Annotated in this window: 20 protein-coding genes; 3 read left to right on the top strand and 17 right to left on the bottom strand. The window is 63.2% G+C overall.

From position 1 onward, the window contains the following. Positions 1–54: 54 nt before the first annotated feature. Both NKI29_RS06725 and NKI29_RS06720 read right to left on the bottom strand, forming a co-directional pair. The gene (locus tag NKI29_RS06725; protein WP_352569819.1) at positions 55–2,277 is read right to left on the bottom strand and encodes an AMP-binding protein; all 2,223 of its coding nucleotides are present in this window, start codon (positions 2,275–2,277) and stop codon (positions 55–57) included. A gap of 141 nt (positions 2,278–2,418) precedes the next feature. Further along, positions 2,419–2,826 carry a tautomerase family protein gene (locus tag NKI29_RS06720; protein WP_023677725.1) on the bottom strand — a complete coding sequence of 136 codons (408 nt, stop codon included), beginning with the start codon at positions 2,824–2,826 and terminating at the stop codon, positions 2,419–2,421. 114 nt (positions 2,827–2,940) lie between these two features. Here NKI29_RS06720 and NKI29_RS06715 point away from each other — a divergent pair, with 114 nt between their 5' ends. After that, positions 2,941–3,834, top strand: coding sequence for a LysR substrate-binding domain-containing protein (locus NKI29_RS06715; RefSeq protein WP_352795738.1), 894 nt, complete (start codon positions 2,941–2,943; stop codon positions 3,832–3,834). A gap of 157 nt (positions 3,835–3,991) precedes the next feature. On the opposite strand, the gene NKI29_RS06710 is transcribed toward NKI29_RS06715, so the two are convergent. Continuing rightward, positions 3,992–4,900 (bottom strand): DMT family transporter, encoded by a 909-nt coding sequence (locus NKI29_RS06710; RefSeq protein WP_502896643.1) that lies wholly within the window; start codon positions 4,898–4,900, stop codon positions 3,992–3,994. Positions 4,901–5,221: 321 nt separating this feature from the next. Here NKI29_RS06710 and NKI29_RS06705 point away from each other — a divergent pair, with 321 nt between their 5' ends. After that, positions 5,222–5,728, top strand: coding sequence for an OsmC family protein (locus tag NKI29_RS06705; RefSeq protein WP_352448969.1), 507 nt, complete (start codon positions 5,222–5,224; stop codon positions 5,726–5,728). A 34-nt stretch (positions 5,729–5,762) separates the two neighbouring features. Here NKI29_RS06705 and NKI29_RS06700 read toward each other — a convergent pair whose 3' ends face one another. From NKI29_RS06700 to rpsF, 14 genes are all read right to left on the bottom strand, one after another. Continuing rightward, on the bottom strand, positions 5,763–5,984 hold the full coding sequence (locus NKI29_RS06700; protein ID WP_352795737.1) for a hypothetical protein: 222 nt from the start codon (positions 5,982–5,984) through the stop codon (positions 5,763–5,765). A 129-nt stretch (positions 5,985–6,113) separates the two neighbouring features. Further along, positions 6,114–6,743, bottom strand: a complete 630-nt coding sequence (locus tag NKI29_RS06695) for a hypothetical protein (protein ID WP_352795736.1) — start codon at positions 6,741–6,743, stop codon at positions 6,114–6,116. A gap of 80 nt (positions 6,744–6,823) precedes the next feature. After that, positions 6,824–7,570 (bottom strand): SDR family NAD(P)-dependent oxidoreductase, encoded by a 747-nt coding sequence (locus tag NKI29_RS06690; protein ID WP_352647445.1) that lies wholly within the window; start codon positions 7,568–7,570, stop codon positions 6,824–6,826. A 23-nt stretch (positions 7,571–7,593) separates the two neighbouring features. Further along, positions 7,594–7,863: a hypothetical protein gene (locus NKI29_RS06685; protein ID WP_352647443.1), complete on the bottom strand. Its 270-nt coding sequence runs from the start codon at positions 7,861–7,863 to the stop codon at positions 7,594–7,596. 14 nt (positions 7,864–7,877) lie between these two features. Then, positions 7,878–9,347 (bottom strand): amidophosphoribosyltransferase, encoded by a 1,470-nt coding sequence (purF, locus tag NKI29_RS06680; protein ID WP_352647441.1) that lies wholly within the window; start codon positions 9,345–9,347, stop codon positions 7,878–7,880. A 125-nt stretch (positions 9,348–9,472) separates the two neighbouring features. After that, the gene (locus NKI29_RS06675; protein WP_023677716.1) at positions 9,473–10,144 is read right to left on the bottom strand and encodes a CvpA family protein; all 672 of its coding nucleotides are present in this window, start codon (positions 10,142–10,144) and stop codon (positions 9,473–9,475) included. 47 nt (positions 10,145–10,191) lie between these two features. After that, positions 10,192–11,610, bottom strand: coding sequence for a DNA repair protein RadA (radA, locus tag NKI29_RS06670; protein ID WP_352795734.1), 1,419 nt, complete (start codon positions 11,608–11,610; stop codon positions 10,192–10,194). Positions 11,611–11,838: 228 nt separating this feature from the next. Beyond that, positions 11,839–13,329 carry a replicative DNA helicase gene (locus NKI29_RS06665; RefSeq protein WP_352592085.1) on the bottom strand — a complete coding sequence of 497 codons (1,491 nt, stop codon included), beginning with the start codon at positions 13,327–13,329 and terminating at the stop codon, positions 11,839–11,841. A 206-nt stretch (positions 13,330–13,535) separates the two neighbouring features. Continuing rightward, the gene (locus NKI29_RS06660) at positions 13,536–14,504 is read right to left on the bottom strand and encodes a small ribosomal subunit Rsm22 family protein (RefSeq protein ID WP_352467172.1); all 969 of its coding nucleotides are present in this window, start codon (positions 14,502–14,504) and stop codon (positions 13,536–13,538) included. Between the two features lie 3 nt (positions 14,505–14,507). Then, entirely contained in the window at positions 14,508–14,831 is a 324-nt protein-coding gene (locus NKI29_RS06655; RefSeq protein WP_352467171.1) for a YnfA family protein, read from the bottom strand. 81 nt (positions 14,832–14,912) lie between these two features. Then, a complete protein-coding gene (locus NKI29_RS06650; protein WP_352467170.1) occupies positions 14,913–16,202 on the bottom strand; it encodes a cyclopropane fatty acid synthase in 1,290 nt (429 codons plus the stop codon). A gap of 154 nt (positions 16,203–16,356) precedes the next feature. Beyond that, entirely contained in the window at positions 16,357–16,941 is a 585-nt protein-coding gene (gene rplI, locus NKI29_RS06645; protein ID WP_254820243.1) for a 50S ribosomal protein L9, read from the bottom strand. A 214-nt stretch (positions 16,942–17,155) separates the two neighbouring features. Further along, positions 17,156–17,404 carry a 30S ribosomal protein S18 gene (gene rpsR / locus NKI29_RS06640; protein ID WP_006203718.1) on the bottom strand — a complete coding sequence of 83 codons (249 nt, stop codon included), beginning with the start codon at positions 17,402–17,404 and terminating at the stop codon, positions 17,156–17,158. Beyond that, a complete protein-coding gene (gene rpsF / locus NKI29_RS06635) occupies positions 17,404–17,904 on the bottom strand; it encodes a 30S ribosomal protein S6 (RefSeq protein ID WP_352795732.1) in 501 nt (166 codons plus the stop codon). Before rpsF ends, rpsR begins: the two co-directional genes overlap by 1 nt. 455 nt (positions 17,905–18,359) lie before the next feature. On the opposite strand from rpsF, the gene NKI29_RS06630 reads away from it, so the two are divergent. Then, complete coding sequence (locus tag NKI29_RS06630; protein WP_352795731.1) at positions 18,360–19,904, top strand: pilus assembly protein TadG-related protein; 1,545 nt, start codon at positions 18,360–18,362, stop codon at positions 19,902–19,904. The last annotated feature ends 22 nt before the right edge of the window (positions 19,905–19,926 follow it).

Here is a 19,926-nt window from a genome sequence, read left to right as displayed (position 1 = left end):
TGTCGCACAAGGCCGGTCGAACGCGACGCGCTTTAGAGTTCTCGACAGCAAACCTCAGGCGGCTGCGCTCAGTCCCAGCCTCTCGAGTGCCAGCTTTCTAGTCGAGACATAGTCGGTCTTGCCGGAGCCCAGTACAGGGATCTCCTCGACCTTGACGATGTCGTTCGGCACCATCAGTTCGGCCGCGCCGGCTTTTTTGCCGAATTCGCGCAATTCGTGGGGATCGGCATTGTCGGCGGTGGTGACCAGAACGAGGCGCTCGCCGCGCCGCTTGTCCGGCACCGCTACCACGGCGTGATGCTCTTCCGGCCACAGCGACTGCACCAACATCTCGACCGCACCAAGCGATACCATCTCGCCGGCTATCTTCGCGAAGCGCTTGGCGCGGCCGCGAATGGTGATGAAGCCTTCGCGATCGACCGAAACGATATCGCCGGTGTCGTGCCAGCCTTCGAGCGGCTGCAACTCGCCAGGCCGGTCGCCGGTCATGTAGCCCATCATCAGGTTCGGCCCGTCGAGCCACAGCCGGCCGGCGTCGCTGATGCCTTCGACTGGTTCGAGTTTCATGCGCATGGCCGGCAGCAGCCGCCCGACCGTTCCATCGCGGCCGTGGATGGCGGTGTTGACGGCAACCACTGGTGCGGCCTCGGTCAAGCCAAAACCTTCGATGATCTCGGCCTGGAAGCGCTCGCGGTAAACCCGGCGCGTCTCCGGCTTCACCGCCTCGGCACCGGCCACGACGAAGCGCAGGCTGGAAAAATCGCCGTCCTTGGCGGTGCGGGCATAGTTGGCGAGGAACGTGTCGGTGCCGAACATCACCGTCGGCCGGACCTTGCGCGCCACCTCCGGAATAAGTTTGTAGTGGAGCGGTGACGGGTAGAGGAACAGCTTTACTCCGGTGACCAGCGGCAGGATGGTGCCGCCGGTCAGCCCGAACGAGTGGAACACCGGCAGCACGTTGAGCAGGATATCGGCCGGCGAGATGGTGATGCGAGCTTCCGCCTGCATCGTATTGGCAAGAAGGTTCCGGTGCGACAGCACCACGGCCTTGGGCGTGCCTTCCGAGCCGGAGGTGAACAGGATCACCGCCGGCTTGGCTGCATCCTGGCGCTGCAACGGCCAGCGCCACAGCAAGCCGGCTGCGGCCTTGTCCAGCACGGTCACGCTTGCGCGGACATCCTCCAGCCACAGCAGTTTCGCCCCGCCCTTTTCCACCGCCTCGACGATGTCGGCGAGGTTGGCCTTTTCGACAAAGGCGCGTGAGGAGACCACGGTTCGGATCATCGCCGTGCGGACGGCGGCGGTGACGCTGGCCGGGCCGGCAGTATAGTTGATCATTGCTGCCACCCGCGCAGCCGACAAAAGTCCGACGAACGACAGCACGACGCCATTGGCGTTGGGCAGGAGCAGCCCAACCGCTTCGCCCGGCGCTGTTATTGCCTCGAACCGTCGGCCCAAAACCCTGGCGCCGATGAACACTTTCCGGTAGCTCAGGGCACCGCCAATGACGTCCTCGATTATTGGGTGCGAAGCGCCAACACGGTCGGCCGCATCGCGCATGGCGAGGAACAGCCCTCGGTCGAGATCACTGCCGAAAAGCCTGGCCTCGGCGAAGCGATCAAACAGCGCATTGGTGTTGGAGGCCTGATCTGGGTTCCGCGCCACCAGCTCGGCGATGGTCATCGGCTCCAGCGCGCTGATCGACAGCTGCGGAAACCAATGGCGCGGCGCCTTGTCCGCCGGCGTCAGCGAGGCCGGCAGGCTGCGTGCGCCGGCAACGAAGACCGGCACGATACGGGCGTCGGCCTGCATGGCGATACGGGTGATGGCGCGAAACAACCGAAACGACTTGACGTCTGGCTCGACCGCATCCGGCAGGTAAACGGCGAGCCGGCCCTTGCCCTTCAGCACCCGCACCAATCTGCGGCTGACGAAGACATGCTCGGCGTTGAAGGCGATGGTGCGGCCGAGCTCGCGCCACGGCTCCAGCCACGGCGATCTGGCCGAAGCCTGGTCGAGGATGTGCAGCGTGTCCTCCGGCAGCAGCGACAGCATCAGCGCCGGCTCGATGCGTGACTGATGCCAGATGACATAGATGACCGGGGCCACCGACCTGCGCGCAATCTTGATGCGCTCGTCGCTGATCCGGTAGGCGAGCTTGAACGGCACGTAGAGCAGCGCCTGGCTCAAACGCAGGCCGAGGCGGAACTTCTCCACCACGCCGATCAGCAGCCAGGCCGCGACAAGACCCGCAAGCAGCGCCAGTGTCAGGATCATCGCCGCATCTCCCAACGATCTCACGTCACGGCTCTTCAGTGGCCGCTTCGGGTGAGAACCTAGCCGAAGTTGGATCAACGTCAATGCGGCTCCATTTTTCCTTCTCTTCTATGTTTGATTCGGCTCGGCTGCCTATCGCAGCTACGCCGCTTTCATCCTTCCGCTGATGAACCGGAATTCCTGCGTCTTGCCGCCAAAGCCATAGGCGGCTGCAGGCACTTCATGCACGAGGGCGTAGCTTTCCTCATGCACCTTACCCAGCAGCCGGCCGAATGCCGCGAAAATTGCCTGCAGATACGCCTCCAGTTCGAGCTTGGTGTTGGTGCCGTCGACAACCTTGATGTCGAGCCAGGCCGTGTTGGTGCCATGCTCGGCCAGCGACTTGCCGCCGGCGAACCAGTGCTCGGGGTCGTGATAGGAAATGGCAACAGCTGTGATCGTCGCGTCCTTGCGCAGATGCGTGGCCGTCAGTTCGGTCACTTCCTTGGCAATGGCGGCGGACAAAGCGGCATCGGGCTTGCCGGTAACGCTGACATTGATGATCGGCATATTTCTTCTCCTCGGTTTCAAGCGGCGCCTCTTCGCCGTCGAGAAAATCATGCCATCGTCCTTTGATCAAAAAAATCGAATTGTTTTTGATAAACACTTTGATAGTGTCGAATTATGCAGATGTTCGATCCCGACCTCCTCAAGACTTTCCTCGCTTTCGTCGACGGCGGTTCCCTGGCGCGGGCCGCGTCGATCGTCGGTCGCTCGCCGTCCGCAGTGACCGCGCAGATGCAGCGGCTGGAGGATGTTGTCGGCGAACCGCTGCTGGTGCCGCAGGGGCGAGGGCGCGGCCTGACGTCGGCAGGCGAGGATCTGATCGTTCACGCGCGTCGCATCCTTGCCGCGCACCGCGAGGCGTGGCTGGCCCTCAAAGGCGCGCACGCCGACGGGCGCGTCGCCATCGGCACCACGCAGGATTTCGCCGACAGCGGCTTGCCGCAGCTTCTCAGGGCTTTTGCTGTCAGCCATCCGCGCGTCAGGATCGAACTGCGCGTCGGCCGTTCCGCCGAACTGGCGCAGGCTTTGCAGGCCGGCACCCTTGATCTGGCCATTGCCATGCGGCAGGTGCCGACACGGGACGAAGTCGGTGTGCTCAAGGAACCAATGATCTGGCTTTGCTCACAAAACGGGCTGGCCACCCGCCACGACGAACTGCCCTTGGCGCTGCTCGATCCCCATTGCGGGTTTCGCGAAGCGGCGACCAGTGCACTCGATGCGGCCGGCCGTCGCTACCGCATTGCTGCCGGCAGTGCCAGCCTTGCCGGCCTGCGCACGGCGGTGCACGCCGGCATCGCCTTGACGTTGAGGACGGCGCGCTTCGCTCATTCCGGCATCGTCGAGGCGCCGCGCGATCTTGATCTGCCGCCGGTGCCGGTCGCCGAATTCGCCGTCCGCTTGCGTGAGGATGCCGACCGGCCGGCGCAGGATCTGGCCGCGTTGTTCAGCGGCAACCTGGCCTTGGCCAATCGAGCCAGCAAAGAAAAAGCCGACCTTGCGGTCGGCTTATAAGTAGGACGGGCCGAGGGGTTTGGGGGGACTTGGGGTGGCCCGTCGCAGCCATAATGCCTGAGCCCTATGATGGTTCCATGACTTTTCAAATTAATTTTCAGGACCGGATTTCTCGTGATCGGACCACCAACTCGCGCTCGGACGCGGCGAGGATTGGTCATGCATCCGCTGCGCGCTGCCTAGCCATCAGCCAGTCGCGGCCGGCGTGAGCGAACACCGCGCAAAGCACGATGGCGCCACCGACCATGCTGGCTGCCGGCGGGATCTCCGCCAGGAACAGGAAGGCAAACAGGATCGCGAATGGCACTTCAGCTGAACCCAGCAATCCGGACTCGGCCGCCGGAATAAGCCGGGTGCCCTCCGTCCACAGGATCGAAGCCAGCGCGAACGAGGCGCCGAAGGTGACTAGAAGCACAGCGTCCCTGGCCGAGACAGCCAGCGGATCGGCGACGAACCAGCCGAGCACGAACAGAAGGAATGCCGACACCGCACCCGCCCACACCACCGGCGTGTCGCGGAAGGCGCGCACCATGATCATGTAGAGCGCGCTGCCGATCGTCATCAGCAGCGCCAGCCCGTCGCCGAACAAATGGCCGGTGCCGAAGCCGGACCAGACCATGATTGCCACACCGCATAGTGACACAGAAGCGGCGGCAAGCGTCTGCAGCCGGAACGGCTCGCGGACCAACAGGAGGGCCAGCAGCGCGGTGACGAACGGGGCCGTGGCATAGATGATCGCGACATTGGCGACAAACGTGAACTTGAACGCCGAGATAAAGGCGATGCTCGCGAGCGCGCCCTCGATCGCCAGCAGCCAGCCTCGCCAGCCGAGCCGCAAGCTGTCGCGACCGCCGGAGCGCTGGCGGCGCCATAGGACATAGAGGCTGATCAGGATCGAGCCGACGAAGCCGCGCCAGCAGGCAATGGTCAGCGGGTCGGCATGGATCGATTTGGTCAGCACGCCGGTGAGGCCGAAGACGGCCGCCGATGCCGAGACCAGGATGATGCCGAGGGTACGCTCGCGGGCGCTTTCCACTGTGCATGGCATGTCCAGCGATCCCGTCATCTCACCAGCCTACGCTGCCCCTTCCTGACACCATAGTGTCAGCTTGAGGCGTCCTGCATCGAAAACAGCAGGTAGGCAGCCCCGGTGAACAGGATTCCGGCAAGAACCCGTTCGCGGGTTTCCACGATGGCGATATCGGCCATATGTCCGGCGGCCTTACGAATGTGTTGCGAGAGACGGTGTGAAGGCGTTGGATGCTCCCCGTATCGTCAGGCTATACGGGCGAAACCCTGCCAAGCGCTACGCCAGTGGAGACTTGCGTTTGGGCAGGCGGCATCGCCGTTAGGCAGCGAAGCCAGGCAACTATGGGAGAGAAACGAAATGGACGCGATTGCATTGAAGGCCATGCAGGCGCCGCTGAAGGTGGCCTATCGCGACGACGCCTCGCGCGCGCTGATTACTCTCCGCGCCAAAGGCTCGATCGACGACCAATCGATCGCCTGCAAGGTCGAGACAGGCAGGGCGATCGCCATTGCCGGGCTGCATCCGGCGACCGGCGGCACCGGGCTCGAACTCTGCTCCGGCGACATGCTGCTGGAGGCACTGGTGGCTTGCGCCGGCGTCACGCTGAAGGCTGTAGCGACGGCGCTGGAATTCAAGCTTGGGGCCGCCACGGTGGAAGCCGAAGGCGACCTAGACTTTCGCGGCACGCTTGGCGTGGCAAAGGATGCGCCGGTTGGCTTCCGCGCCATCCGGCTGACATTTGGCCTCGACACCGACGAGCCGCAGGAGCGCATCGATGCGCTGCTCAAGCTGACCGAGCGCTACTGCGTCGTGTTCCAGACCATCAGCCAGAAGCCGGAGCTGACGGTAAGCGCGCGACGCTGACGATCTCCCCCTTGAGGGGGGAGATCACGCTGTCCTACTGCGCCGACGGCTCCTCGGCGTCGCCCTCGTCGGCGAAGGGCGAGGCGCTCGGCACGCACTGCACCGACCAGCCGGCCGGCGTCGGTTGCTTCTGGTATTCGGCTATGGCGAAGGCGCACTGTTCGCGGGTGTCGAATGTGCTGGGCAGCACGACCATTCCGCCTTGCGGGCCGGCGATCACCAGATACCAGACTAACGCTACGCTCGGTGCCGCCATGAGTATTTCCTCGCTCTGCTTGTTTTGGGAGTCGCACGATCCTAGCAACTCCGGCCCAGCGGCGAAAGCTGGGCCAAAGCGCGGCGTTAAGCCACGGCATCACAGCCACGTGATGTCGGGTCGTTTGGTTCAGTTCACCGCAAAACAATAGAACAGGCCGTCGCCGCCGGTGCCCTTCAGCGCTTCCTGGCTGCAGCCACCGCGTGACGCATGCGAGGAATTCCACGATTTGGCGGCTGCCGAATCATCGAGGCCGGTACGATCGTGATGACCCATCATCGCCACACCTTCTGCTCCGCTCAGCGTCCAGTCGCCGCAGGTCTGGTCGGCTATTTTCGTGCCATCCGGCTTGGAGCCGGTCAACACGTCGTGCCGGTTGGGCGTGTCGCCGCGGCCGTTGACCATTTGGCCCTTTTCGTCGAGTGCCGTCTGTTTGGTGATGGCGTTGGCATCGCTATGCAGGGAAGCGACATCATCGGCGATCTTGACGCCCTTGGCGTTGAACCACGGGCCTTTGCCGATACGGTCGCGTGCATCGGTATCGCTGGTCGAGAGATAGGCGCGCCATGTCTTGCCGGTAACGCCCGCGGCTTCGGCCAGTGAACTACAATGGGCGTCGGCGCCGGCGAGACCGCCGAGATTGGCGCCTTTGCCGGAGCCGACGCTGGTGACGAAAAAGCTCATCGTTGCCTCCTGCGACGACGCGGCGCCGATCACTGCAAGCAGCGCGGTGGCAGTCAAGAGAAGCAGTCTCCGCATATGGTCCTCCGTTTCTCGAATTGTGGCACCCGAACAACGTTGGTGCCGGCGCAATTCTTCCGGCAAAATGCGATGTGTGGCTATTCCGGCTGCCGGTAGGCGACAAAGCGATTGTGCTTGGCCTGGAAGATCAGCCCGGTCTCCTTGAGCGTAGGGCTGGCCAGCGGCACGATACGCTTGGCGATCTCCGAAGGGTGCGGCAGTGTTTCAGGATCCTCGCCGGGTACGGCCTGCGCCCGCATCGCGGTGCGCGTTGCCCCGGGATCGGCGGCATTGACCCTGAGCGGCAGGTTTTCGGTCTCATGCGCCCATGAACGCGTCATGGCCTCGACCGCCGCCTTCGACGCCGCATAAGGCGCCCAGAAGGCGCGTGCGGAGTGGGCAAGGCTGGAGCTCAGCACGATAGCACGGCCGGCATCGGAAAGCCTGAGCAGCGGGTCGACCGAGCGGATCAGCCGCCATGTTGCGGTGACGTTGATGGTCATCACCTTCTCGAAGGTCTTGGCCTCGACATGGCCGATCGGGGCGATGACGCCGAGCACAGCGGCGTTGGCGACCAGTATGTCGAGCTTGCCCCAGCGCTCGTGGATGGCGCCGCCCAGCCGGTCGATCCCCGCCATGTCGGCAAGATCGAGCGGTACTAGCGTCGCCTGTCCGCCACCTGCCTTGATCTGGTCGTCGAGTTCTTCCAACCCGCCGACGGTGCGAGCAACCGCAATCACATGCGCACCGGCCGCGGCAAGCTCCCTGGCGATGAAATAGCCGATACCGCGCGAGGCGCCGGTGACGACCGCAACGCGGCCGGAGAGGTCAAGGGCAGAAATCATGAGGTCACTCTCAAGATCAAAGGTTACGGAGACCAGCTACTATCATAACCGGTCGGAAACCAGATTCCCCGACGCAGGTAATGGCCGATATTCGGCCTGACATGGTTCTGGTCCAGGGTGTCCAGATCGGGGATGATCTTGATCCTGTAGGCGGTTGGAAATTTTCCGCTGGCAAACAACCGTGTTTTGGCGAGATCTACCGCATCCGTTTCGTCTTCTGCGGTGATGCCGACGCCCATCGGAAAACCGTGGCGGCGTCCTGCTTCAAAATCCAGCCAGAACAGCTTCAGCATTGAAGCAGCGTCTGCTAAGACCCGCCCGCCGCCAGTAGCGACAGCGTGCGCACATTGTCGGAGCCTTCGAAGTCGGCAAGCCGGGTCGGATACTGGCCGGTGAAGCAGGCGTCGCAGAATTGCGGCTGCTCGTTGTCGCGGCCGGCCTCGCCGACGGCGCGGTAGAGCCCGTCGATCGACAGGAAGCCGAGCGAATCGACGCGGATGAACTCGGCCATCTCCTCCACCGACATGCGCGACGCCAGCAGCTTCGACTTTTCCGGTGTGTCGACGCCGTAAAAGCAGGAGGCGCGCGTCGGCGGCGAAGCGATGCGCATATGCACTTCCTTGGCGCCGGCATCGCGCACCATCTGGACGATCTTCTGGCTGGTGGTGCCGCGCACGATCGAATCGTCCACCAGCACCACGCGCTTACCTTCGATCATGCGGCGGTTGGCGTTGTGCTTGAGCTTGACACCCATGTGGCGGATCGAATCGCCGGGCTGGATGAAGGTGCGGCCAACATAGTGATTGCGGATGATGCCGAGCTCGAACGGAATGCCCGCGGCCTGCGAAAAGCCGATCGCCGCCGGCGTGCCCGAATCCGGCACCGGCACGACGATGTCGGCCTCGACCGGACTTTCCTGCGCCAGCTCGGCGCCGATGCGCTTGCGCACTTCATAGACGTTGCGGCCTTCGACCGACGAATCCGGCCGCGCGAAATAGACATATTCGAAGATGCAGAAGCGGGTCTTCTGCGGCCCGAACGGGAACAGGCTTTCGATGCCCTTGCTGGTGACGACGACCATTTCGCCGGGCTTCAGGTCGCGCACGAAACGCGCGCCGATAATATCGAGCGCGCAGGTCTCGGAGGCGAGAATCCAGGCGCCGTCGAGATCGCCGAGCACCAGCGGGCGGATGCCGAGCGGGTCGCGGCACCCGATCATCTTCTTGGACGTCATCGCCACCAGCGAGAAGGCGCCTTCGACTTGGCGCACCGCATCGATGAAGCGCGAATTCAGGTCGCGCTCCTTGCTGGTGGCAACCAGGTGCAGGAGCGTTTCGGTGTCGGAGGTGGAAGAGAAGATGGCGCCTTGCTTCTGCAGGGCGCGCTGAACGGTCATGGCGTTGGTGAGATTGCCGTTATGGGCGACGGCAAAGCCGCCATCGGCAAGTTCGGCGAAGAAAGGCTGGATATTGCGCAGACCGGCGCCGCCGGTGGTGGCATAGCGTGTGTGGCCGATGGCACGGTTGCCTTGCAGGCTGTCGATGACACGCTGCTTAGTAAAGGTGTCGCCGATCAGGCCGACATGGCGTTCGACATGGAATTGGGTGCCGTCATAGGAAACGATGCCGGCCGCTTCCTGGCCTCGATGCTGCAACGCATGCAGACCGAGCGTTACAATGGCTGCGGCGTCCTGCCGGCCGAAAATGCCGAACACGCCGCATTCGTCGTGGAAATGGTCGTCGGCTTCGGCGGAAAGCACGTCGTCTGCGTCTGCCACTGAGGCTGCCATTGGGGCTCAAGCTCCGCTAAAGTCGCCATATAAGGTCATAGCGCATCGAAAGCAACGCACGTCGTGCGGCGTTCACATGATCGACAGTCTTGAGCCTCGCAAGTCTGTCGAAATCAGTTCGCCGGCGCCGGGTTTGCAGGTGCCGGCGTCGCGGGCGCATTGTCGGCCGGCGGCGCATCGCTGTCGTCGGGTGCCGGAGCAGTGGCGTCGTCGCCGGCGGCAGGGGCTTCCGCTGCAGGCGCGTCGGGGGCCAGAGGCGTCTCGGTGGCCGGCTGATTCGGATTGAGCTTGTTGAGGATGGCGTTTTCCGGATCCTCGGGCAGCAGGCTTTCGAGCTTGGCGCCGATCGATTCGAGCAACGGCTTTGACTTGGCGTTGGCAATCCAGCCTGGAGCCTTGGCGCCCGCCAGCCAATTGAAGAAAAGCAGCGCGACAGCGACGACCAGAATGCCGCGCGCCGCGCCATAGAGGAAGCCAAGTGTACGATCGAGCGCGCCGATCCTGGAATCGATGATCCAGTCGGCGAGCTTCATGGTGATGACCGAAACGACGATCAGCGCGACAATGAAGACGATACCGGCGGCCGCCGCCATGGCGGCCTTTTCGTTGTCGACATAGGGCTGGATGTAAGGCAGCACCGGCTTGTAGAAGAAGAAGGCGGCTGCCGCGGCGGCTGCCCAGGAGATGATCGACAGGATCTCGCGCGAAAAGCCGCGAACCATAGCGAGCATCGCCGAGACCAGGGTGAAGCCGACGAGAATTCCGTCAAGCAGCGTAATCGGCATGTTTTTCGCCCCACTCCGATCTCTTTTTCACGGCCCGACGAGCCGCATCACTCTTGCTCGTCGGCGCGGCTGCGCCGAGAGCCGGCTATGCGCGCCACGAGATCGGCAAGCTCGGTGGGCTGGAAAGCGCCGGCTCCGATCCCCCCGACCCCATTACCACCAACAAGTTCCTCGCTGCCCAAGGGCAGAACCGAGCGTCCGAAACCCAGCTTTTCGGCTTCCTTGAGGCGCTGCTGCGCATGCGCAACCGGCCTCACCGCACCCGAAAGGCTGATTTCGCCGAAATAGACGCAATCGGCGGGAAGGGCAAGACCGGTGAGCGAGGAAACCAGTGCCGCCGCCACTGCCAGGTCGGCCGCCGGCTCCGAAATGCGGTAGCCGCCGGCAACGTTGAGATAGACGTCGTGCGTGCCGAAGCGGACGCCGCAATGGGCTTCCAGAACCGCCAGGACCATCGACAGCCGGGCACCGTCCCAGCCGACGACGGCGCGGCGCGGTGTGCCCAACGTCGATGGCGCCACCAGCGCCTGGATCTCGACCAGCACCGGCCGTGTGCCTTCCATGCCGGCGAAAACCGCGGCACCCGGCGACTTCGCATGGCGCTCACCGAGGAAAAGCTCGGACGGGTTGGCGACTTCCCGCAAGCCCTTGTCCGACATTTCGAAGACGCCGATCTCATCGGTTGGCCCGAAGCGATTCTTGACCGTGCGCAGGATGCGGTAGTGGTGGCCGCCTTCGCCCTCGAAATAGAGCACCGCGTCGACCATGTGCTCGACGACGCGCGGTCCGGCGATCTGGCCCTCCTTGGTGACGTGGCCGACCAGAACGATCGCCGCCCCTGTGGATTTTGCGTAGCGGATCATCGCCTGGGCGGCGGCACGCACCTGGGTCACCGTGCCGGGCGCCGAATCGGCCATATCGGTCCACAGCGTCTGGATCGAATCGAGAATGACCAGATCCGGCCGCTTGCCATCGGCGATGGTGGCGAGGATGTCCTCGACATTGGTTTCGGCGGCGAGCTCGACCGGGGTGTCGGCGACGCCGAGCCGCTGGGCGCGCAGCCTGATCTGCGCGACCGCCTCTTCGCCCGAGACATAGACGATGCGGTGGCCCTTTGCCGCCAGCGCGGCCGCGGCCTGGGTGAGCAGCGTCGACTTGCCGATGCCGGGATCGCCGCCGACCAGCAGCGCCGAGCCGCGCACGAAGCCGCCGCCGGTGGCGCGGTCGAGTTCGCCGATGCCGGAGACGATGCGCGGCGCGTCCTCGATGTCGCCGGAGAGGCTGGTCAGCACCACCGCGCGGCCCTTGCGTGCATTGCGCGTATTGGCCGGGCCGGAACCTATGCCGCCTGACGTGCCTTCCTCGACCAGCGTGTTCCACTCGCCGCAGGCATCGCATTTGCCGGCCCAGCGCTGATGCACGGAGCCGCAATTCTGGCAGATGAACTGGACGCGCGATTTGGCCATCAGGCGCGGCCTGCGGCAATTGAAAGACAGGTCGGCGGGACAGCGCCCCCCTCTGTCCTGTCGGACATCTCCCCCTCAAGGGGGGAGATTGGCAGCTCCGATATTGCCGTACATCTAGCAGCATTGACGATTGCCGAAAGCCGAAATGACATCCGATCTCCCCCCTTGAGGGGGAGATGTCCGGCAGGACAGAGGGGGGTGCGAAGGAATGAGACCTGTATCAAGAGGTCACTCGAACCGATCCGGCAAATGATGCTCTTCCGCAAGGTCCGAGAAGCGGGTGAATTCGCCCTGGAAGGCGAGGCTGACCGATCCCGTTGGGCCGTGGCGCTGTTTGGCGACGATGACCTCGGCCTTACCGCGCATCTCGTTCATCTCGTGTTCCCATTTGATGTATTCGTCGGTGCCCGGCTTCGGCTCGCGGTTCTTCAGATAATATTCCTCGCGGTAGACGAACAGCACCACGTCGGCGTCCTGCTCGATGGAGCCCGATTCGCGCAGATCCGAAAGCTGCGGGCGCTTGTCGTCGCGGCTCTCGACCTGGCGCGACAGCTGCGACAGCGCGATGATCGGCACCGCCAGCTCCTTGGCTAGTGCCTTGAGGCCGGTGGTGATCTCGGTGATTTCCTGGACGCGGTTTTGCGAGGATTTCGCGCTCGATCCCTGCATCAGCTGGATATAGTCGATAACGATGACGTCGAGGCCGCGCTGGCGCTTCAGGCGACGCGCGCGGGCCGACAGCTGAGCGATGGAAATGCCGCCGGTCTGGTCGATGAACAGCGGGATTTTCTGCATTGTCTGCGAGCAGGCGACCAGCTTTTCGAAATCCATCTCGCTGATCTCGCCGCGCCGGATTTTCGACGACGGGATTTCCGTCTGTTCGGAAATAATGCGGGTGGCCAGCTGTTCGGATGACATTTCGAGCGAAAAGAACCCGACGACGCCGCCATTGGCCGCCTTGAACGAGCCGTCCGCCTGCTGCGCCGGGACATAGGCCTCGGCGATGTTGAAGGCGATATTGGTGGCGAGCGAGGTCTTGCCCATGCCGGGGCGGCCGGCAATGATGATCAGGTCGGACGACTGCAGGCCGCCCATGCGGCGGTCGAGATCGCGCAAGCCGGTAGCAACGCCCGACAAATGCCCATCGCGCATATAAGCCGCATTGGCCATGTCGACGGCGGTCTTGACGGCATCGGTGAAGCTCTCGAAGCCGCCATCGTAGCGGCCGGTTTCGGCCAATTCGAACAGGCGCCGCTCGGCATCCTCGATCTGGTCGGACGGCGACATGTCGACCGGCGCGTCATAGGCGATGTTGACCATGTCCTCGCCGACAGTGATTAGCGCGCGCCGCGTCGCCAGATCATAGATGGCGCGGCCATAGTCGGTGGCGTTGACGACGGTGACGGCCTCGACCGCCAACCGCACGACATATTGCGCCACCGTCATGTCGCCGACCTTCTCGTCGGCCGGCAGGAAGGTCTTCAGCGTGATCGGCGTCGCGATCTTGCCCATGCGGATGAGCTCGGCCGCGACCTCGAAGATCTTTCTATGCAGCGGCTCGTAGAAATGGCCGGCCTTCAGGAAGTCGGAGACGCGGTAGAAGGCATCGTTGTTGACCAGTATGGCGCCGAGCAGCGCCTGCTCGGCCTCGATATTGTTCGGCGCCTCGCGATAGAGCGGTGTTTCCGCCACGCCGAATTTTCGTGCTGCCTCTGCCATGATGTCCCCGGTCCTGATCCCCGTCTCTCGATATCAGAACGAGACAAGTCGGTGATGACTTATCTGCATCAGTCCCCAACCAACCAACTTTGATGCCCGCGATTCACAGCCAGGATCTTTCGGTGGAAAGAATCTCGATTGACTCGAATCAAGATGGCGAGCCTAGCCGTTCTCAGGCGAGAACAAAACAGGAAAATAACTGCCGGTCATTCCGGCAAGGCATCACCCCAATCCAGTCGCCGCGCGGCCTTGAACGTCTCGCCGTCGCGCTTGGTGAACAGTCGCTCGGCAGCACCCCCATCCTGTTCGCAAAGCTTCAGCAAGACCTTGCCGGAGCCCGACTTCGGCGGTGCGATCACTCGCGCTCGAGGCGGAGCGGCCGGATGGCGGGAGGCCGCGACAAAGATGAATTTCTCGTCCTCCCACGGCACCTCGGCATCCTTGGCCAGACGGTGTAGGCGCGAGCGGGCGACGCGGCGGGCGAAATGGCACCAGTCGGGGGCGACGAGCGGGCAGGGCGCCTCATGCGGGCAGGGCGCAAGCACGTGCGCGCCCGCCTCGATCAGCTGCCGCCGCACGGCAAGAATACGCTGCCAGCCGGCCGGCGTGCCCGGCTCGACCACCAGCAGCGTGTCTGCGGTCAGCTGCCAGAGCCGGTCGACGAGTTTTGCCAGCGATGCCGGCGCGATCTCATCCAGCACATAGGCTGAAGTCACCAGCTCGGCCGGCTCCAGATCGACCAGGTCGATGGTGATGTCGCCGGTCCGCCAGGCGGTCCTGGCCGTGATCGAATCCGCGGCAAGTGCTTCGCCGACCCTTCGTACCGCGGCGCCGGCCTCGAGTAGCACCGCCTGTTCGAGATCCGGCCAGAGATTGATTGTGGCCCAAAGCACCGTGCCAGGGCCGGCGCCGACATCGAGCAAGGTCTTCGGAGCATAGTCGGGCCGAGACTCGCCCACCGCATCGAGGCTGGCGCGAACGGCCGCATAGGTCGCCGGTAGCCGCGTTGCCAGATAGGCCTTCACCGCCATGTCTTCGGCCATGTGCAGGCGACCGTCGCGCAACTCTGCGCGGTAGCGGTCCGACAGCGTCTTTGCCGCTTGCTTAAGCATCGGCAACGGCACCTGTTCGAGAAGGCGGTCGACGCCTTGTCTAAGCGGGACGGGCAGTTCCATCGCTTAGGCAGTCCGAGGTGCGAGCAGAATGACCGAGGCGCCAACGATGCAGATCGCGGCACCGGCAAGATCCCAGCGGTCGGGGTGCACGCCTTCCGCCAGCCACAACCAGGCCAGCGAGGCGGCAATGTAGATGCCGCCATAGGCGGCATAGGCCCGGCCCGCCGCGCTGGTGTCGACCAGCGCCAGCAGCCACGCGAATAGCACGAGCGAGACGAGACCGGGCGCCAACCACAGCGGCGACTTGTCCAGCCGCCACCACGCCCAGAACGAAAAGCAGCCGGCGATCTCGGCAAGTGCGGCGGCGACGTAGAGGAGGTAGGTCATGAAAAAAGGTCCTGCGTTGACGGGACCCTTTTCAGCGTGCCGGCCGGCAATGACAAGCGGCAATGGCGTGATGCCGGCAGTCTACTCCGGATCCGCCACCTTGCGGCGGCGAGTGGGCTTGGCCACCGGAGCCTTTTCGCGACGTCCAAGATCGCGCATCTCCAGCGCCTTCTCGCAACTGGCCATGTAGTCGCGCGTCATCGGCAGCGTGTCGTTCTTCTTGGCAATCTGGATCTGGAAGATCACCAGATCCTGCCAGCGGAAGGCAGCTTCCGAGGCGGCAAGATAGAACTCCCACATGCGGCAGAAGCGCTCGTCATAAATCGCCTTGGCCTTGTCGCGGTTGGCCGCGAAGCGCTCGCCCCAATGCTTCAGTGTCTCGGCATAATGCAGCCGCAGAACCTCGATATCGATGACGACGAGCCCCGATTTTTCGATGGCCGGCATCACTTCGGATAGCGACGGGATGTAGCCGCCCGGGAAGATGTACTTGCGGATGAAGGCGCTGGTTGCCCACGGCACGCCGGAGCGGCCGATCGTGTGCAGCAGCATGACGCCGTCCGGCTTCAGCAGCGTCGCCGACTTGTCGAAGAAGGTGCGGAAATGATTGACCCCGACATGCTCGAACATGCCGACGGAGACGATGCGGTCGAAACGCTCATTGAGCTCGCGATAGTCCTTGATGTCGAAATGCACCCGGTTTTGCAGGCCTTGCGCATGGACGCGGTCGGTGGCGACGCCGTGCTGCTCGGTCGACAGCGTCACGCCTTGCACGTCGACGTCGAACGCCTTGGCTAGATAGAGCCCAAGCCCACCCCAGCCGGAGCCGATATCAAGAACCGTCTGGCCGGCCTTCAGCCTGAGCTTGGCGGCGATATGGCGCTTCTTGGCCGCTTGTGCCTCGTCGAGCGTCATGTCCGGCTGCTCGAAATAGGCGCAGGAATATTGCATGTCCTCATCGAGGAAGAGGCGGTAGAGGTCGCCCGACAGATCGTAATGGCGCTGCACGTTGCGGCGCGCCCGCGACGCCGTGTTGATCTGCTGCAGGCGCCGGAAGGCGTGGCGCAGACCTTCGATCGCCTTCGACCAGGTGGCATCGATACCGCCGCTGCCCATGTTCTGGAAGGCAATCCGCATCACCCCCAGCACGCCGCCCTCGAGAATGTCGAGTTCACCGTCCATGTAGGCTTCCGGCACCGCCAGCATCGGATCGAAGGTTATTGCGCGCTCGGCATGCCTTGTCTTAATGTGCATGTGCACCGGCTCGCCGCTGCCGTCACCGAAAGTCACCATCGAGCCTTGCGGCCCTGTCACCTTGAGATTGCCTATGCGGACCAGGCGGTCGAGAACGCGTTTCAGCAGAATATTCATGACCAATTGTCCCCTCTCGGCCAGACATGCTGTCCTATTCTGCATCAAGATATAGGGGTTCGAAAAGTTCCATTTGGCATAAAAATGCCCGGGTACGAGGCCCGGGCATTGGTCCAGAATAGCGATTAGCCGGCGAATGCCGACGAAATGACGATCAGCCGTTGTCTTCGCCGCCTTCGAACTCCGCATTCGGATCGAAGAAGTTTTCCGGCCGCGCATTATCGTTGATGTCCTCGCCGTAGATGGCTTCGGCGGTGGTCAGTGTTTCGCCCTTGGCCTGGCGCTCGGCTTCGTCGGCCGTGCGGGCAATGTTGAGCGTGATGGTAACCTCGACTTCCGGGTGCAGCGCGATCGCCACATTGGTGACGCCGATGGTCTTGATTGGCTGGTTGAGCAGGATCTGGTTGCGGTTGACCGAAAAACCTTCCGCCGTCACCAGCTCGGCGATGTCGCGCGTCGAGACCGAACCATAAAGCTGACCGGTCTCGCCGGCCGAGCGCACCGCGATGAAGCTCTTGCCGTCGAGCTTTTCTGCAATCTGCGCGGCTTCGGACTTGCGCTCCAGGTTGCGGGCTTCGAGCTGGGCCCGCTGTCCCTCGAACTTCTTCTTGTTAGCTTCGTTGGCGCGCAGCGCCTTGCCTTGCGGCAGCAGGAAATTGCGGGCGAACCCGTCCTTGACCTTGACGGTATCGCCCATCTGGCCGAGGCGGGAAACGCGTTCGAGAAGAATGACTTCCATGGTTTTGTTCCTTCGCTTGGGCGCTATCCTCAGGATCGGCGCCGAGTTGTCTGGAACAGGTCAGGAAGCTGGGGCGTCGCCGCCTGTGTCGCTGTCCTGCCTGTCGCGGCAGTTAGGATCTCTTGTCGAAATCCAACCCGGGATTTGGTGTTCGATCCGGCTACGCCCGTCGTGGCCGGTGAAAAAGCGGGCGGCGAACCGCCCGCCTGAAGTGTTAGCGGACCACGTAGGGCAGCAGGCCGAGGAAGCGGGCGCGCTTGATCGCCTTGGCGAGTTCGCGCTGCTTCTTCTGGCTGACGGCGGTGATACGCGATGGCACGATCTTGCCGCGCTCGGAGATGTAGCGCTGCAGAAGCCGCACGTCCTTGTAGTCGATCTTCGGCGCGTTGGCGCCGGAGAACGGGCAAGTCTTGCGGCGACGGTGGAAGGGGCGCCGGGTTGGGATCTGGTTGATGTCGACCATTATTCTGCGGCTCCTTCAAAGCCTTCGCGCGGACGGCGCGGGCCACGATCGGCACCGCCATCGCCGAAGCTGCGCGGCGGACGATCACCACGGTCACCGCGATCGCGGTCGCCGAATGAGCGCGGGCCACGATCGCCACGGTCGCGGTCGCCGAAGCCGCCGCGTTCCGAGCGCTCTTCGCGCTTCTGCATCATTGCCGACGGACCTTCCTCATGCGCATCGACCTTGGTGGTCAGGAAACGCAGCACGTCCTCGGACAGGCCCATCTGGCGCTCCATCTCATTGAGCGCGGCCGGCGGGCAGGTGATGTCCATGAGTGTATAATATGCCTTCCGGTTCTTGTTGACCCGGTAGGTGAGGGACTTCAGTCCCCAGTTCTCGACCCGGCCGACGGACCCGCCATTCGCGGTGATGACGCCCTTGTACTGTTCGACAAGCGCATCGACCTGCTGCTGCGAGAGGTCCTGCCGGGCAAGAAACACATGTTCGTATAGAGCCATAGTGTTCGTGCCTTTCTTCGTTTCTCTCCCGGTTCCCGGCGGCAAAAGCCTCTGCAACTTCTCTGACCCGCAATCCTTGCGAAGGCGGGGAAGAAAGGAGCATGACGAGACGGTCGAGAGCGGAGACACGGGAGGCGGAAGCGCTTCTGGCTTCACACGAAGGTTTCGAAAAACCTCCGGCCCTCCGTTCAGCCCCCAGCAAGGACCGGCAGATTGCGGGCGTCTATACAGGAATTTGACCGCAAAGCAAGGCCAAACGACAGGGCAAACGGCCCTACCGTCCCAGAGCGCCACGGGCCTCGACGGCAAGGCTTACGGATTTCCTGAAACCGGACCTTAACCACCATGCGAAGTTCCAGCACCGGCGGGTGTGGCGGCAACCCGTCGTTCATCATGCGGATGCAAAAGCAAACAGTCTGCGCGAGGTCGGCAGCAAGGCGGTTTTGGGGACAAAAATGCTTTTCAACAAATTCTGCCGTTCGAAGAGCGGCAACTTTGCCCTGATGCTGGCGTTCGGGCTGCCTGCGGTTCTGACCGCCGTCGCCTTTGCCGTGGACGTGTCCACCTTGATGAGGGCCAAGGTCAGCTTGCAGAACGCGCTCGATGCCGCGAACCTTGCATCTTCGCATCTCGGCGACATCGAGGCTTCGCGCAAGGACGTCTTCGACCGCTACTTCCAGACCAATGTCGCCGGCCACAGCGAGTTGAGGAACGCCGAAGCGACGCTTACCGTGGAAAGGGGCCTCAATTACATCCAGACAAAGGCTGTCGCCATGGCGGACGTCAATTTGAACTTCGCCTTCCTGTTCGGCAACGACAAGCGCATCACCGTCGATGCCGGCGCCGTCGAATCGACCAATCAGCTCGAAGTCGTGCTGGTGCTCGACAATACCGGGTCGATGGCCAGCAACGATCGCATCGGCGCATTGCGGACGGCGGCGACGGCCCTGATCGATATGCTCGAAGCGGCGAAGTCGCCGACGCGCAGCGTACGTGTCGCGGTGGTGCCGTTCGTCACCGCCGTCAACGTCAAGGGCGAGGACTACGATCCGGCCTGGATCGACATGGCCGGCAAATCGCCGAACAATGGCGCCAATTTCCCCTTGGTCGGCGGCAAGCGCGTCAACCATATGGACCTGTTCAAGCAATTGGGCGTCGAATGGAGAGGCTGCGTCGAAGCGCGGCCCGGAACCAACAATGTTTCCGACATTTCGCCCGACCAAAACAAACCGGAGACCCTGTTCGTACCCTATTTCGCGCCGGATGATCCAGGTAACGCTAAAAATCCAACCAGCTCCTACGGCAATTCAGCGACCGGCTACAACAATTCCTATCTCGACGATACCGTTGTCACCGTGCTTCCCGGCCTCACCAGCGACATGGCGAAGTACAGTGTTTCGACGATGAAGCTGATCAACGACAAGAGAGGCCCACTGACTATCGGCCCAAACCGGGCCTGTCCGACGCCGATAGTGCCGCTGACCGATGATTTCGACAAATTGCGGAAGGCCGTCGGTGAGATGATCGAATGGAACGGCTCGGGGACCAATGTTTCGGAAGGCTTGTCATGGGGGATGCGGGTGCTCTCGCCGGAACCGCCTTACAGCGACGGCGCGCCGTTCAGGGCGTCAGGCACGACCAAAACGGTGCTGCTGCTCACCGACGGCGAGAATGTTGTCTATGGCGCGAAGGATACGCCACAGAAGTCGGACTATGGCTCCTACGGATTCCTGGCCTCGGGTCGGTTTGGATCCAGCGACCAGACCGCGGCTGCGCGCAATGTCGACGATTGGACAACCAATGTATGCAACACATTGAAGAAGCAGGACGTGCAGATATTCACAGTGCTGCTGCAGGCCGACACCGCAGCCAACCGCAAGCTCTACGAGGCCTGCGCATCGTCGCCGTCGGATTATTACCCGACCAACGACGTCAGTCAGCTCGAAAGCGTCTTCCTGAAAATCGGAAGCTCGATTTCGCAGCTGCACTTGACGAACTGAACGACGTCGGCCGCTCTCCCGC

This window comes from Mesorhizobium sp. M0678 (assembly GCF_040320505.1).
Lineage (GTDB): Bacteria > Pseudomonadota > Alphaproteobacteria > Rhizobiales > Rhizobiaceae > Mesorhizobium.
This window is presented reverse-complemented; position numbering and strand designations above follow the sequence as displayed.